11 protein-coding genes and 3 pseudogenes are annotated in these 15,465 nt (G+C 60.9%); 10 read left to right on the forward strand and 4 right to left on the reverse strand.

Annotation, left to right across the window (positions count from 1 at the left end):
* The first annotated feature begins 31 nt into the window (after positions 1 to 31).
* The 4 genes and pseudogenes from QFZ29_RS03905 to QFZ29_RS20370 form a co-directional block, all read left to right on the forward strand.
* The gene (locus QFZ29_RS03905) at positions 32 to 1,474 is read left to right on the forward strand and encodes a sugar transferase (protein WP_306892936.1); all 1,443 of its coding nucleotides are present in this window, start codon (positions 32 to 34) and stop codon (positions 1,472 to 1,474) included.
* A gap of 138 nt (positions 1,475 to 1,612) precedes the next feature.
* Positions 1,613 to 2,848: a glycosyltransferase gene (locus QFZ29_RS03910; protein WP_306892937.1), complete on the forward strand. Its 1,236-nt coding sequence runs from the start codon at positions 1,613 to 1,615 to the stop codon at positions 2,846 to 2,848.
* Entirely contained in the window at positions 2,845 to 3,606 is a 762-nt protein-coding gene (locus QFZ29_RS03915; protein WP_306892938.1) for a WecB/TagA/CpsF family glycosyltransferase, read from the forward strand. The genes QFZ29_RS03910 and QFZ29_RS03915 overlap by 4 nt, the downstream gene beginning before the upstream one ends.
* Before the next feature lie 527 nt (positions 3,607 to 4,133).
* Positions 4,134 to 4,631, forward strand: a pseudogene (locus tag QFZ29_RS20370) (O-antigen ligase family protein); the annotation flags it as partial.
* A gap of 286 nt (positions 4,632 to 4,917) precedes the next feature.
* Here the strand turns inward: QFZ29_RS20370 and QFZ29_RS03920 are convergent.
* A pseudogene (locus tag QFZ29_RS03920) lies at positions 4,918 to 5,056 on the reverse strand (IS30 family transposase); the annotation flags it as partial.
* 468 nt (positions 5,057 to 5,524) lie between these two features.
* Between QFZ29_RS03920 and QFZ29_RS03925 the strand changes: the two are divergent.
* Together QFZ29_RS03925 and QFZ29_RS03930 are read left to right on the forward strand one after the other, a co-directional pair.
* Positions 5,525 to 6,706 carry a glycosyltransferase gene (locus QFZ29_RS03925; RefSeq protein WP_306892939.1) on the forward strand — a complete coding sequence of 394 codons (1,182 nt, stop codon included), beginning with the start codon at positions 5,525 to 5,527 and terminating at the stop codon, positions 6,704 to 6,706.
* 211 nt (positions 6,707 to 6,917) lie between these two features.
* On the forward strand, positions 6,918 to 7,952 hold the full coding sequence (locus QFZ29_RS03930) for a hypothetical protein (protein WP_306892940.1): 1,035 nt from the start codon (positions 6,918 to 6,920) through the stop codon (positions 7,950 to 7,952).
* Between the two features lie 190 nt (positions 7,953 to 8,142).
* Here the strand turns inward: QFZ29_RS03930 and QFZ29_RS20465 are convergent.
* The 3 genes and pseudogenes from QFZ29_RS20465 to QFZ29_RS03935 all read right to left on the reverse strand — a co-directional run.
* A pseudogene (locus tag QFZ29_RS20465) lies at positions 8,143 to 8,286 on the reverse strand (IS110 family transposase); the annotation flags it as partial.
* 69 nt (positions 8,287 to 8,355) lie between these two features.
* Positions 8,356 to 9,153: a polysaccharide pyruvyl transferase family protein gene (locus QFZ29_RS20375; RefSeq protein ID WP_373426180.1), complete on the reverse strand. Its 798-nt coding sequence runs from the start codon at positions 9,151 to 9,153 to the stop codon at positions 8,356 to 8,358.
* A 2-nt stretch (positions 9,154 to 9,155) separates the two neighbouring features.
* A complete protein-coding gene (locus QFZ29_RS03935) occupies positions 9,156 to 9,542 on the reverse strand; it encodes a hypothetical protein (protein ID WP_306892941.1) in 387 nt (128 codons plus the stop codon).
* Between the two features lie 455 nt (positions 9,543 to 9,997).
* Here QFZ29_RS03935 and QFZ29_RS03940 point away from each other — a divergent pair, with 455 nt between their 5' ends.
* The 4 genes from QFZ29_RS03940 to QFZ29_RS03955 all read left to right on the forward strand — a co-directional run bounded on the left by QFZ29_RS03940 (position 9,998) and on the right by QFZ29_RS03955 (position 15,458).
* Positions 9,998 to 11,428 (forward strand): lipopolysaccharide biosynthesis protein, encoded by a 1,431-nt coding sequence (locus tag QFZ29_RS03940; RefSeq protein WP_306896591.1) that lies wholly within the window; start codon positions 9,998 to 10,000, stop codon positions 11,426 to 11,428.
* On the forward strand, positions 11,428 to 12,336 hold the full coding sequence (locus QFZ29_RS03945; RefSeq protein ID WP_306892942.1) for a hypothetical protein: 909 nt from the start codon (positions 11,428 to 11,430) through the stop codon (positions 12,334 to 12,336). The genes QFZ29_RS03940 and QFZ29_RS03945 overlap by 1 nt, the downstream gene beginning before the upstream one ends.
* Entirely contained in the window at positions 12,333 to 13,133 is an 801-nt protein-coding gene (locus tag QFZ29_RS03950; protein WP_306892943.1) for a polysaccharide pyruvyl transferase family protein, read from the forward strand. Before QFZ29_RS03945 ends, QFZ29_RS03950 begins: the two co-directional genes overlap by 4 nt.
* Before the next feature lie 300 nt (positions 13,134 to 13,433).
* Positions 13,434 to 15,458 (forward strand): acyltransferase family protein, encoded by a 2,025-nt coding sequence (locus tag QFZ29_RS03955; protein WP_306892944.1) that lies wholly within the window; start codon positions 13,434 to 13,436, stop codon positions 15,456 to 15,458.
* Positions 15,459 to 15,465: the final 7 nt, after the last annotated feature.

The raw sequence follows: 15,465 nt of genomic DNA on the forward strand, positions 1-15,465 counted from the left end.
GTCAACCACGCGGATGGTTTCGGCGGGTCGGGTGCCCACAGCCAAATGGCCGGAGGTGCTCGCGACCCGAGTGGCGATCACCGACCTCGCTGTGCTCGTCTGGGTGGTGTTCGGCACGCAGATCGCGTGGCTCGGGCTCGACAGTAGGGCGGTCGGTTTCAGCGGTTACCGTGGCGACATCGTCATCAGCTACACGATGGTGTCGCTGCTCATCATCGCCGGTTGGATGGTTGCGCTCGAACTCTTCGACACCCGATCGGTGCGCGTGCTCGGCGTCGGCACGCAGGAATATCGTGCGATCGCCGACTCGGCCATCCGACTCTTCGGCATCGTGGCGATCATCGCCTTCCTCTTCAAGCTCGATCTCGCCCGCGGGTACATTCTGATCTCGTTCCCGCTCGGCCTGCTGACCCTGCTGTTCTCCCGGTGGATCTGGCGCCAGTGGCTCGGCGTCAAGCGCCGGAACGGCGAGTACTCGTCGAAAGTGCTGCTCGTGGGAACGATCGACTCAGCGACGACGATCGCCCGGGAGTTCGCCCGAACGCCCGAGGCCGGTTACCAGGTCGTGGGTGCCTGTGTGTCGACGGAGGCGATCGGCGGCACGCTGCCCGGTCTCGACGTACCGACGTCGCGCGGCGTCGACCGCTCGCTCGAGGTGATGCGGGAGCTCGGCGCCGACACCATCGTCGTGACGAGTGCCGACGAGCTCGACCCGCAGCGTGTGCGCCAGCTCAGCTGGGGCCTCGTGCCCGGCAGCGAGCACCTCGTCGTCGCGCCGAGCCTGATCGACATAGGCGGTCCTCGCATCCACACGCGCCCCGTCGCCGGCCTGCCGCTCATCCACGTCGAGACGCCGAAGCTCGGCGGCCAAAAGGCGTTCACGAAACGTGCTTTCGATATCGTCGCGTCGGGCGCGCTGATCCTTGTGCTCTCGCCGGTGCTCGTGTTCATCGCCATCGCTGTCAAGCTGGCTTCGCCCGGCCCGGTGCTCTTCAAGCAGCCGCGCGTCGGACTCAATGGCGACGAATTCAAAATGCTGAAGTTCCGTTCGATGGTCGTCGATGCCGAAGCCCGTCTGAAGGACCTCGAGGTGCAGCAGCGCGACGCGGGCAACACCGTCATGTTCAAGATGAAGGACGACCCGCGGGTCACTCCAATCGGTCGGCTGCTGCGACGATTCAGCCTCGACGAGATCCCGCAGCTCTTCAACGTCCTCGCCGGGAACATGTCGCTGGTGGGCCCACGTCCCCCGCTCTTTCGCGAGATCGAGCACTACGCCGACCATGTGCACCGTCGTTTCCTCGTCAAGCCGGGCATCACCGGGCTGTGGCAGGTGAGCGGCCGGTCGAACCTCTCGTGGGAGGACACGGTGCGTCTCGACCTCTACTACGTCGAAAACTGGTCGGTTACCGGAGATCTCGTGATCCTCTGGCGGACTGCAAAGGCCGTCTTGGCAAGCGAGGGGGCATACTAACGTGGGCAAAGGAGCTGTTCATCGCGATGGCGTCGGACGACGCAATATCAGGATGCCGTCGGGATCTGCCGTACGATTCTGCTCGGCGATGGCGACGGATACGTCGGCGCCCCTGCGCAGTGTCCGAGGTGATATCTGATGCAGGGCATCAGCAACGAGGCTCAGCGTAGTCAGGTCGACTACCTAGTCGGCGGTCTGCGAATTGGCGTCGACGAGGAGTCGAACACACCGGGGCCGCGTAGCCACATTCTGGGCTTCTGTGAAGGGTTGCGCCGCGAAGGACTAATTGTCAGGACTTTCCTTGCCTCACGTGCCCCTGGGCTCAAGCGATTCGCAAAGATACGTGAGGGCCACGGTGCATCAGGCTCGAGCGCGCGTCTGCTGGTATCCGATGTAGTGAGGGCGATGGCAGCGTGCTGGAGCGGCGCGCTCGTTTTCTCGAGCTCCCTGCGCTCCGAGAAGCCCTACTTCATCTATGAACGCGTTGCTGTCATGCAATCCCTAACCAGTTTTCACAGGTGGAAGGGACGCGTTACGAGAGTCGTCGAGTCAAACGGACTAATGGCTATGGAGACGGCTGGCGACCGCAACGCTCTGCTCCTGAAGAGGGTGGCTGTCGCAGTTGAGCGGCACGTTTACCGGCGAGCGGACCTTATTGTGGCCGTTAGCGACGCGCTCGCGGAGGAGATCGCGAACTTCGCAGGGATCACCAGAGACAAGATCCTCGTGTTGCCCAACGCCATTCCATTTGTGATCACCGACGATGCCGTCCTGAAGGTCCGGCAGCCCCGCAACGGTGAGCCAGGTCTGCGTATCGGCTTCGTAGGAGCGGTCGTCAAGTGGCAACAGCTTGATGTCCTCATTGAAGCGATGGCACGGATGGGCGCACATGATCGCCAACAACTTCACCTTGATCTTGTGGGCGAAGGGCCGGAGATGCCCGAGCTAAAGGAGAGGGTGTCACGTCACCGGCTGAACGGCTCCGTGACGTTCCATGGCAGGCTCCCGCAGCGTGAGGCTTTGAACGTGCTCCGGCAATGCGACCTTGGGTACTCCGGCCACGTCGAAACCGTCGGCGCCCGTATGTATCACTCGCCGCTGAAGCTCTACGAGTACGCGGGGCTGGGGCTCGGGGCCATAGTTACTCCTTCGGAAGACGCAGTCGCTTTGCGAATGCAAGGTATGCCGCTCTGGGAATTCACAGACCTCATCACTCTGTGCTTGGCGATGAAGGACGCTCTCGGGACTCATGAGGCGCTCGTCAAGTACCGCACTGACTTGGTCGGCCGCGTAGTTGAACAGAACACTTGGTCGAGCAGAGCTCATGAGCTTATTGAGACAATTCGACCGAGTGTAGAGGCGGTACGTTCGTGATTGAATCGACTCAAGATGTCGCCGCGCGGGTTCAGGTTGGTCCGTTCCAAGTGGCCGATCTTTCGCGAAGTGCAGTTGTAGACGCCCTCAGCGGCCAGCCAGGACGTCGAGTTGTTGCCTACGCCCTTCATATCGGTGGACTCAACGATCGGGGAGATCAACGATTCGTTGACACAATGAACGCGGCGGATTTCACGTACGCGGACGGCGCTGCGGTTGTTCTGCTGGCAAAGCTTGCTGGGGCTCGCGAAATGGAGCGCTCTGCAACCACTGACATCGGGTTGGTGACCATCAAGGCACTCGGTGAGGGCCTTGGCCGCAAGGCTCGGGTAGCACTAATCGGGGGGCCGCCTGAGCTCGTGGAACGCGCACGGCCTGCAATCGAGGAGCGAGCAGGGGCTGTGGTTGTTTATGCTACCCACGGCTACCATGATGACTACGCAACGGTGCTTGGTGAGATTCGTCTAGCCAAACCGGACGTCCTGATTGTTGGAATGGGGATGCCGCGTGAGGCTCTGTGGGTCGAGAGTTATCGACATGATCTTCCTCAGGCACTGATCCTGACGTGCGGCGGCTGGCTCGGATTTTTGGCGGGCGACGAAGTACGTGCTCCCGGTTGGATGCAACGCAGCGGTCTCGAGTGGATGTACCGGCTGAGCCAAGCCCCGACCCGGCTGTTCAGACGCTATGCGCTCGGCATCGCCACCGTGTGCGCACTCGTTCCAGAGCAGTTTGTTAGAAGTCGGGAGTCCCGATGAATGGCCGGGAGAGTGCGGACGGATTCTTTGGACGATTCGCCGTTGCCGCTGTGGCCGCATATCCCGTCCTATGGGTGCTCGGCGGGGCAGGCGCCTTCTGGATCTTGCTTGCCATCCCCGCTGTCGTGTATCTCCTTCAAAATAGAATCCCTGCTGTCGCTTGGTTGTCAATCTCGGTTGCGCTTTGCCTTCTACTCTCCTGGCCGATAGGGATCGTGCAGTTCGGCTTCCAGGCGGGTCGAAGCTTCTCATTGCTCGCGAACGTCGCCGTGTGGCTGGTCGTCGCGGCCCTCCTGAGCGTCGCATATCGTTCGGCTGCATTGGATCGGATGCGAGAATCCGTCGCGATTGTTTGTGCCGTTCAGGGTGCTCTTATCTTCGTGTCCAGTCAGGTCTTTCCTGCACGCCTGCCTATCCCGATCTTTGGCCATTCTGAACAGCTCGGCGCGGGGTTCGCCGCTTTTGGAAGGAACACGCTCTACCAACCGGGTTGGCTCGGTGAGATCACGTTTCGCTCCGCCGGCATCATGGCTCAGCCAACTTGGAGCGGCGCAATAGCAGCCATCGGTATCGCGGCGAGTGTGCCTCTGATCGCGCAGCGGGGACGACGTGTCTTGGGTCTGTTGGGTGTATTGGGCAGCTTCGTGGCCATCGACCTAGCACTCTCACGATCCGTATCGGTCTGTCTGGTCCTGGCGTTGGTTGTAGGACTTGTTGTTCACCTACGGAATAGGTCTCCACTCGCTTTCTTCACTGCAGTGACCCTTGGCTCCATTGGGATCACGATCGTGTTGATCACGAAATGGGCCGCTCTGGTGGAATTTGTGTTCGATCTCAACGCTCAACGCGCAGGATCGCTTGATGCGCGGGGTGCGATCTACAGTCGAACACTCGAACTGATTGCAGTGCTTCCGATCCCAATACTTGGGTACGGCATCAAGCCGCAAGAGAGTGACTTGGTTGCAAGTGTCGCCACCCACTCGACTTTGCTTGGACTGCTGTTCCGAGGTGGCGTCCTTGCTCTCGCCGCGTTTCTTCTCCTTTGCGGGTACATCTTGTGGGCAGCGTACAAAGCACGCAATGGCTATGCGTTCGGAATCATGGTGTTTGTACTTGGCTGGTCGGTTCTTGAAGATCTCGACCCCGGTCACTTGGTGCCTCTCGGGCTCGTTATCGCATGGGTCTCGATCCTCAGAAAGAGGGAGGTCCTACCCGGAGCTGCTCCTGAAACTGAGGCGCGATCGCGCCCACTTGGAGGACCGCGGTCCAGGCTCAGATCGACGCCAGCACGAAGGTCGGCCCAACCAGTGCGAGACAGGAGACCAGTTCGCGGGGCAACGCGCCACGGCTTTGGACGTAGGGGGGCTTGGTAGATCGCCTCGTGCGAGATCCGTACAGACTCATCATCCGGGATGTCGATCAGCAGTCTGTTCGCGATTTGCTCTGGTGGGGCTTGTTCCGACCATTCCATTTTGGCGGGAGCTGGCCTGGCACTGTGGTGCGCGCGACCTTCGCCGGAACGCCTGACTCTGGCTCCACCGAAGTTCGCGCCACGCCGATGATCAACGCCACCACCGTCACTCTCGCCGAGGCGACCTACGGCTGACCCCGAACACGGATCGGGTGTGCGCCACGTGCGGCGTGTGTCGCCGTTCGACGGCCCGCTTACGCGGCGGAGGCGCCTCAAGTGGGCGGCGCACGTCACCCTTCCTGGTGTTAGGGGGCGCTTCCTGGTGTTAGGGGGCGCCCCGTCTCATGTGATCGGAGTTCGCGCTCGATTTGACAACGTCAGGCCCACCGGGCATCGTGTGAAGACGCCACGGGGCCAGCGTATTCGTGACCGGTGCGAATTTCTGCGGGATCGCCGAACTCGTGCTCGTGACCTCCTCGTAACCCATCGTGTTGTGGAGGGTCATCCGTGGCTGCCATCATGGCGACACGTGGCAACAACGGGGGCGCGGCCACAGGCTGCGTTTCGGGCAGGAGGAGCATTGGACCTGGTCGTTGCGAGCGAGGGAGCATATTGATGCGCAGCGGTCGCATCGAAGTCGGCGCTCGCCGGCCAACCGAAGCTCACGGCGGCGAGGCCCGAAACATCCGAGTGCTCGAATCGGTGTCAGCACCCGCATCCACCACCAAGTTCATCGATCAGGTGGTGAGATTCGCTCCGTCGAACATCTCATTTCTCTACTTCGGGTGGCGTGCCGCACTGTTCTCTCGGTTCGACGTGTTTCATGTGCATTGGCCTGAGTTCCTGCTCAGGGCAGACAACCAGCTCATCGCAGCCGCGAAACAAATTCTGTTTCGTCTCTTCATCAGTCGACTTCGGCGACGCGGGACGCCAGTCGTCCGGACGCTGCACAATCTTCATCCGCACACACCCGGTACCAGATTAGAGGAGCGACTACTCGCCGAACTCGACAAGGTCACGACTGTGACTGTGCTATTGAACGAGTCGACCTCTATTGAACACTGGCGAAAAACCCTCACGATCTTGCATGGGCACTACGTCGACGTATTCGCGGAGCATCCCCGGTCGACACCGACGCGGGGAAGACTGGTCTATGCCGGTCGGATCGAGCCCTATAAGGGTGTGATCGACCTGTTGGACGCATTCTCGGAGGTTGATCAGGAGCAGCTGAGTGTGCGGATCGTTGGAGAGCCGAGCTCCGGGCTTGGCGAACAGATCACCTCGCGTATCCGCATCCTCAAGAACGCTAGCGCCGCGCTCGAGTTCGTCAGCGACAGTCAGATGGTCGCTGAGATCACGGCAGCGGAGCTAGTGGTGCTCCCGTATCGGGAAATGCATAATTCCGGCGTGCTTCTCGTGGCGTTGTCGCTCGGTAAACCCGTTCTGGTACCTCGATCCGAGTCCAATCAACTCCTTGCGAACGAGGTCGGTGCTGACTGGGTGCTCCAATACGACGGCATGATCAGTGCCGAGATCATTCGGCGCGGTGTCGAGGACGCTCGCCGCACGGCGGGTCGCGTTCCCGACCTCTCGCGACGTGATTGGGCGACAATCGCCTCCCGTTACGCGGATGTGTTCATGGATGCGATTTCCTCGAGTCATGAATTTGAACAGACGTTGGCGCGTTGAAGATCTTTGTGAAGGTTGCACGGGACCGAGTCCGCGCGACGGCGCCTATTAAGTCCCGAAACACCAAATAATGAGGAGAGCGCGAGAAATGGTAGTAAAGGTCTTCGCTGCGGTTGCGGGTCAGCGCGACAACGTCGGGGATTCACTGCTTCGTCGACCGCTCCTCCGAGCCGCCGAGGGACTAGGTGAGCGGCACGTTCTAGTCGGGCCGATGTCTGATGAATACGTTTCGAACCTCGATGTCCGCCCCGAGGATGTTGTCTACACGGATCGACGTAAGTGGCTGCTCAATCTAGCCAAATCCGCGGCGAGTTCGAAGATCCATCTGTTGCTGAATGCTGGAGAAGCGACGATCAATTCGCGGTACCTCCTGGACAGGCTAGTGATGCTGCCAATCTTTCTTCTCATTCGTATTCGCCGCGGAAGCGTCGTTCAGACTGGCACGGGATTGCGCAACGTCGAGCACAACTCAATGTGGGTCACTCGCGTATTGCTCGGGATGGCTTCGGTTGTCACATGGCGCGATGATCAGTCCCGACGCGCGGTCGGGCTCGGTGGCGTACAGCCGGACTGGGGCTTCTTCGAAGGAGAACCAAGTGACATCATCGCGAGTCGCCAAAGCGTCGCGCGTGCTCGGCGCCTGGTGTTGAGCATTCGAGGCGATCGAACTCCGCCGAGCAAAGGCTGGATTGAACAGACCTGGGATGTTCTGAACGCTGAGGGCATTTCGGCTGTGGTTGTGTGTCAGGTGAGGCGCGACGAACCTCGTCTGCGTTGGCTTGCCGCGCAACTTGGTGCTGACTACGTTGGCTGGGACGCAGATGCCGACCACGCCGAGCAGGAGGCACAGGTACGCGCAGTCTATGCGGGCGCGACTTGGGTCGTGTCAGACAGGCTCCACGTCCTCGTCGCCGCTGTCACGGAAGGATGCGTCATCCTGCCATGGCTTCCCGATCGCGGCGAAAAGCTCGCACGTACGCTAGCGGGGGCCGGCATGACATACGACTTTGCGAGAGCCCTCCCGAGAGCATTTGAACGGAACAGCAGCTTCTCAGGTCAACACCCTGAGAGCAGTAGAGCGGTCTCGGAATCAACTTGCACAACTCATTACGACCATTCGCGCCGCAATGGGGGAGACCACGTCCAAGGGAGCACAATCCTCGCGTCGACGCGGTTCCGACGAGCCACGGCGGCTCCGGACCCGTCGGCGAGAAGCTCTCAAGAAGGGCGAGTTCACCCATCCTGACTATGACCGAGAGACTCGGAGCGGCCGCTTCTAGAAGCGCTGTCCTAGTAAATGTTCGGACAGACCTGACGAATACTCGTGCAGTTGGCGTCCGTGGTGGTGCTGATACCTGGAACGCGCTTTCGGCAGGAGCGGGTCCGCGTGTGTCTAGGAACGAGCCTGGACCGTGTGGCGGGTTGCTCATAGAAGTCTCGCGGGTCGGGACCGCGACCGGCGTGATCTCGTCCAGCCGCAGCAGCCGGGCAAAGTGCACCGCGTCTTTCGCGTCGGTTTTCACCCGATCGACAGACGGTCTTTGCAGTTTCGAGGGCGTCACGACCTCGCACCGGATCCCACCCCTGCCGGTAACCCACGAACATCTGTGAGCGAGGCCCGGCCCGCAATCACGGTCACTACAAACCGTCTAGTGCGGGGATCTTCTCCACCATAGATCCGTTGGGAAGGCACCGAGCAGCTGCATCGGATCCCATTCGGGCGGTGGGCATCCCCCCATTCTTACGGCTGAATCGACGTTCGGCGCAAACGCTCCAGGCTCGCGTCCGGTCCCTAGATAGTAGTCGTCGTACTTGAATCTGGGCTCGGTGCTCGAGGTCACCAAGCGCGCAGGTATCCCGAGACTCTCAGCGATCACCACTCCGTGGAGCGAACTGCCCACGACCATCCGCGACGCTGCGATTCTCCCGAGTACGTGCCAGACGTTTGCTTGAGGGTTTACGACGTCTGGATGATGCCTGCTCGCCACGTAGTCGTGAAGGTTGGGTACAACGGCAAGGTCGCTTGGTGCGTGGCCATGAGCAAGTTCTTCACGCGACCACAGGTAACCGATGAGAAGACCAGGATCACCGTAGACTTCGGGTGCCGTGATGCCCTCTTGCGCAAGATAACTACGCGTCAGCGGTCCTCTCACCGCTCTGACATCGAGAGACGCATACGGCAGCGGCTCGGCGACGGATTTTCCGTTGGCACCTGTGCCCCAGACCACGTCCCCGTCGCGGGCTAAACGGAGGATCGAGCCGACTGCGACGAGGCGACGTCGATCGGTGGGTTCCTTAAGCCCCAGACGTTCCGTAATCCGCTGGACGATGAGCGGGCCAAGTATATCGCCGAAGTTGTTGACGGGGCGGCGGACGGGTAAAGCACGTCCTAGCAGACCGGGGAATGCAGGGCGGCGCGGATTCCAATGAATGACTTCAACTGCCACGATCAGGCCATCGCCTGTCTGGTCAGTTCTGCTGAGACGCTCTGGGTGGCAACGACGAGCGCGCGAAGCTCGCCAAGGTTCGCAGTAGCGGCTTCGGCTTCCAGCACGGTGACTGTCTCCGCAGCGGTCTGATCAAGCTGCTCGGTGGCGAGTGCCTTGACCGCGTCGATGACAGACTCACGAGGCTTTGTCGACCACTTGAGACCAATTGAGTCGAGGTGCCCGCTCATCTTCTCAGTCGTCCCTTCGCACGAGCCGAGCGGCATTGCGCCCTCAGCGGCCGCGATGATGAGCCCCTGCAGGCGGTCGCTCTGCATCAGGCGCATTCCCGCGTACTCGTGCGTGACTCGCGCCTCCTGCTCAACACCCTTCGCAGCGCCGATCTGCATATGAGTGGCGCATGTCGTACTTTGCCGCGGGCGCGCGGGTGGCATGCAACGCGGTGATCTCCGGAAGTCGCGGAGGCTGGTCCGAGGGCGGCTGAATCAAACTCGTGCTCCCTGTGTCCCGGTCGACTAATCACAGACTCACATTACCGTCGTCAGTTCTGTGCCAACGCTGGGTGCCACGAATCTCGTTGCAGGTCCGTTCGTCCGGTCCGATAGTGTTTGTGATCGAGTGGCGCACATGATCGTGAGTCACAGATCGCATCGGCGCGCCGCTCGCATCGATGGCAAGAATTCCTTGCCCGACGCGAAAGGGCAGCGCCGATGGTTAGAGTCCGAAGTGACATCACGATGCGCCGTCTGAGCGGCGTGCTTCAACCTGCTGTAGAACCCTGGCTCGACTCCGAGGGTCACCGAGCGTGACGGATGACTCGCTCTCACGGCGCACAGCTTCGGGCGTGCTGTGGACGGCGGTGGAGCGGTGGGGGAGTCGGACTCTCGCGTTGGTGGTGTTCTCAGTCCTGGGCCGCCTTCTCGCCCCGGAAGCCTTCGGCCTAGTCGCAATTGTGACGGCGTTTATGGCTGTGTTCGCGGTGTTCGTCGAATACGGTTTCGCGCAGTCTCTCGTGCAGCGTGAGACCGTTCGTTCGATCGACATATGGACATCCTTTTGGACGTCGCTCGTGCTTGGGCTCGTCATGTACGGGTTGGTCTGGGCAGCTACGCCGCTCATAGTCCTCATATACCGCGAGCCGGCTCTCACCGAACTTATTCCCGTCGCGGGATTGGTATTGATTTTTTCCGGACTATCGTCCGTACCGGCCGCCGTGCTCCAGCGCGAGCTCAGCTTCAGACCACTCGCCGCGCGTCAACTGACGGGTGCAATCGTTGGTTCGGCCGTTGCCCTGATTCTGGCCCTTCTCGGCGCTGGCGTGTGGGCTCTTGTGATCCAGCCAGTTGCGATGGCACTTGCTGGAACAGTGACGTTATGGATTGCCGCACGATGGGTGCCGAGGCTTGAGTTCTCGTTCGCGTCTCTTAGAGCTTCCTGGGCGTTTAGCGTCCAAGTCGTCATGATCGAGCTCCTGAATGCTTTGCAATCCAACGTCGACAAATTCATCGTGGGATTCTTCTTCACTCCAGCACAACTCGGCTATTACTTCCTTGGCCAACGGGTCCTCACGATCCTCATGGAGATTGTTGCGTCAGTTATGTCTAAGGTTTCGCTCTCCGCGCTTTCTCGAGTGCAGACCGATCACCAGCGCTTCCTTCAGTACTTCTATACGTTCACGTTCGCGAGTGCGGCAGCGGCGTTCCCGATATTCGGGCTGGTCACCGTGTTCGGTTATCCCCTGACAGCCTTTGTTTTCGGGCCAGGCTGGGAGGATGCGGTGCCGATCATGGCGCTACTGGCGCCATCCGCGGTTCTCGCCTCCGTGACCTTCTTCGACAAGAGTGCACTCCTCGCGAAAGGCCGCGGCGATGTCTCGCTGGGCGTCGCGGCTGGACAGTTCGTCTTCGGGACTGCAGTCTTGTTCGCGTCGGTGCCCTTCGGTCTGTATTCGGTCGCCGCGGGCAGAAGCATCAGACAGTTCCTGTATTGGCCCGTTCGGATACTCGCCTTGAAGAGACACTCCGGCGTGGTTCCGCGCGAATACCTGCAGCGCTTCGTTGCCCCAACGGTCGGTATAGTGGCGCTCGTAGGTGGCGGCCTTCTACTTCAGTTGACGCCGTGGGCCGACGCGCCGCTACCGATGCTTTCCTTTGTTCTCCCGGCAGGCGTGATCGTGTCCGGTTTGTACATTGCCATCGTCGCCTTGATCGCTCGACGGCAGATCAGGCAAATCCTTGCGATCCTGCGGCGACCGAAAGGCAACGGCACCGAGTGATGAAGAGGATCGTCCGTCTGAACGGTGAACGGTACGCTGCTCTCGAGTCGCGGTTGGATGGATTGACAGCCAGATTTGAGCTAAGGAATGTATTCAATCCGAGTGATGCGCGAATAGCGGGAAAAACCTACATTGCCTTTCGAGCGATACCAGCCGCCGGTGGTCGGGTGCGCGCATATCTCGCTTCTTGGAGCGAAGACGGATCTCATGAACTTGTTGACTTGACTGCCACAGCACGAGAACACGGGATTGCATTCATTGCGGATCCGAAACTGGTGGAACTCCGAGGTCAGCTCTACGTCACATTCAATACCGGCTTTTCGCCAGTGCATGACAACAGCATTTTTCTCCAGCGGGTCACGCCGGAGATTGGCGAGCCACAGTTCTGCGTACTGAGGCATCGCCAGCGCGTGGAGAAGAACTGGGCGTTCTACGTCGACCAGGCCGGACATCTTCGAGCGGTGTATGGGCTTGAACCGATCGCTCTCCTCCATCAGACTGACGGCGAACTCGGGCTCGGGGGCGATCTGATCTTTGAGCACTCGTCGCCTCATATCGTCCCTCAGACCGGACACTTGACGATTGGCACCCAGATGATAGTCGATGGGAACGACAGCGGCTTCCTGATTGCACATACCAAGGTTCATCTCGGACGGAAACGCGCATATGTAGGACGTGCGATCTCCCTTGATCTTTCTGGAACCGGGCAACCGGTTTCTAAGAGCCGTGTGATCCTAATTGACTCTTACGCTGCGCTTATTCCGTCGCGGCAACGGCTGAACCCCAACTTGTTGTCGGCGACGTACTTTTCTGGGCTGCGCCGCGAAGCGGGGCACGTCATTATCGGCTACGGCGTAAGCGACGCCCGGGCGGCATTTGCCCGCACCGAAGAGAAGAGGCTCTGGTGATCCGCACCTACTATTGGCAACCTCCCGTGAAGAGGATGGTGTTCGGTCGCCGCGGTGGATTCCGATACGGCAATGCTGGAGATTCATATAATGTCGATCTCATTGGCTCGCGCTATCCGGGACCGGTCGAGAATGTCGAGGACGGCGGGAACCGGCTCCTTCTTGTCGGATCGATCGGCCATCGTGTGCAGCCAGGAGACGTGCTCAGCGGTGTAGGAGTGAAGTCGTCCGAGATCGGTCAAGTTCGCGCCGATGGTGCTGAACTGCAGGGGGTGCGCGGCCCGTTGAGTCTCGAAGTGTTAAAGCGCGCGGGAATGCGCGATGACAACGTTATATTCATGGCGGACCCAGGCTTGCTTGTGGCTGAGGTGTTCCCCGAACTGCGTGGGATCACGCCGGTTCGAAACCGTGTGATATTCATCCCGCACTATCGAGAGCGGCACAGGTACCACTCCAACCGGCACTATCGTGTCGTGAACATTGATGCCCCGGCGAAGGAAGTAGCGCGAAGAATTGCTGAAGCTGAGGTCGTATACTCATCTTCGCTCCATGGGCTTGTTTGGGCGCACGCGATCGGCCGACCAGCACGAAGCGTCGTCTCTCTGGCAGGCGAGGCTGCATTCAAGTACAACGACTATTTCGCGTCGATAGGCGCCACGTTCCGACCGGCTCGCTCAATCGACGAGGCCCTGCGTGAGTCCCTCCCGCAGAGCCCCATTGACGTATCGTCAGTGGTGAAGTCGATCGTTCTTCCTTCACCATCTGAATTGCGTGCGCGCGGCATCATGTCAGATTAGGGATGCCCGGAAGGCATGCCTGACGCGGGTCTGCCGCGAAAGTGGCCTCGGTGTTTCGGTGCGGGGACAACTATCAGCGTCATGCCCTAGTGGCTCGCACGAATCCTCGGCCGTCGATGGCCGAGCCGATCGTGAATTGCCCTGGCTGTAGCGAAGCGTTCGCCTTCTCGAAAGGGTTCCGCGCAATTGGCGTGCTGACGCCATGTTGCTCGATGGCAATCTAGGCATATCCCCGACCCCGAACCGCCGTCGTGCTCGATGGCCCTCTAGGATTCCAATCGGACCACGAGGGGGAAACCGATGAAGCTGACGACGGCGATCACTCAGGGAGTGCGACCTGAGATCCAAGCGCTACGGGCCATCGCGGTCCTGCTCGTCCTGATCTACCACTTCTGGCCGACGTCCCTGCCGGGTGGGTACGCGGGCGTCGACGTCTTTTTTGTGATCAGCGGGTTCCTGATCACCTCTCATCTGCTGCGCGAGGTGACCCGGACTGGGACGGTGAAGCTGGGACAGTTCTGGGCTCGGCGTGCTCGTCGACTGCTACCCGCCTCGCTCCTCGTGATCGTGGTGTCAGCGGTCGGGACGATCCTCGTTGCGCCGATAACGTTCTGGCAGGAATGGTTCAAGCAGATCGGTGCCGCGGTCGGTTACGTTCTGAACTGGCTCCTCGCCGTGGACTCTGTCGACTACCTGGCCGCCGAGAACAAAGCGTCCCTCGTTCAGCACTACTGGTCGTTGTCCGTCGAGGAACAGTTCTACTTGGTGTGGCCGCTCCTGATCATCCTCGGCGTCTGGCTGGCGCGGAAGGGCCTCGCGCGTCACAAGGTGCTGGCAGTGATCCTCGCTGGCGTCACCATCGCGTCGTTCGTTGCCTCGGTGGTGTTGACCGTGTGGAATCCCGCTGAGGCGTACTTCGTGACGCCAACCCGTGCCTGGGAGTTCGGGCTCGGCGGGCTTTTGGCCTTCCTGCCCGCCCTCGCGTCGACCGCAGCTCGTTCCGTCGTCGCGTGGGCAGGATTCGCGGGGCTACTCGCGACGGGCCTGCTGTACACATCAGCGACACCGTTCCCCGGGTACGCTGCCCTGCTCCCGGTCCTCGCGACCGCCGCAGTCATCTGGGCCGGAGTGACCCCGGAGCGTTGGTCGCTCGCGCAGCTTTCCCGATTCCGCCCAATCCAATACGTCGGCGATATCTCCTACTCGCTGTACCTCTGGCACTGGCCGCTCATCGTTCTCGTCCCGTTCGCGCTCGGCCGCGCTCTCAGCCCCATCGACTCGTGGCTGCTGTTCTTCGTGTCCTTCGCGCTGGCGGCAATCACGAAACGTTTCGTCGAGGATCCGGGCCGCTCAGCAGAGCTCCTCACGAGCCGCCGTCCGGCGTTCACATTCTCTCTCGTGGCGGCCAGCATGGTCGTTGCGCTGGCCGTTCCCGCAGGAGGCTTCGCCTACGCCCGGGCCGAGAGGATTCAAGGCACAGAACAGGTCGCCGCGCTCCTTGAAGCCCCGCCCGCATGCCTTGGGGCTGACGTGATGGCGGCGACCGACTGTGTTGCGCCACTCGGCGAGGAATTCGTTCCGAACCTCGCAGCACTCAAGACCGACAATGGCAACGCGTACCGCTGCTACTCGAACAACCCGCAGAACGGCAAGCTCAAGTCGTGTACCTATGGCTCCGAACATCCTGATGCGACGCGGGTCGCGATCACGGGCGACTCTCACGGTGCCCTGCTCCTCCCAGCCCTCCTTCCACTGTTCGAGGATTTGAACTGGAACGTCGATACGTACGTCTCGCGTGGCTGCACTTGGGGCATCGCCACACTTGACGCGCGCTGCCGCGACTACGCGACGGCCATGCAGGAGCGATTCGAGTCAGGCGAATACGACATCATCATCACGACCGCGTCGCGAGGACGCGACACCACCGATGCCGATGCTCGAGAGTTCGCTGAGGCGCGCGCCGTCGTGTGGGCGCCGGTCATCGCTATAGGCACCGACGTCGTCGCGATCGGTGACAACCCACTCGTCCCTGCTGGCATGGCGGACTGCGTCATAGAACGGCCTGTCGACGCCGTACGCGGTGAGGCGTGTGTACTCCCAGAAGATCGAGCGACCACGCCTCCAGACTCACTCCGTCTCGCCGTCGAGCTCGAACCGCGCGCGCACTACATAAGCACGACCGACCTCTATTGCGCGGAGGGTGGATGCCCCATGGTGATCGGCAACGTCGTGGTCTATCGAGATGAGCACCACATTTCAGCGACCTATGCGCGAACGGTCGGGCCGCACTTGGTCTCGCGCATGGCAACGGCCGGTGTTGGCTAGCAGCCAC

Origin of the sequence: Agromyces albus, assembly GCF_030815405.1 — a bacterium.
Lineage (GTDB): Bacteria > Actinomycetota > Actinomycetes > Actinomycetales > Microbacteriaceae > Agromyces > Agromyces albus_A.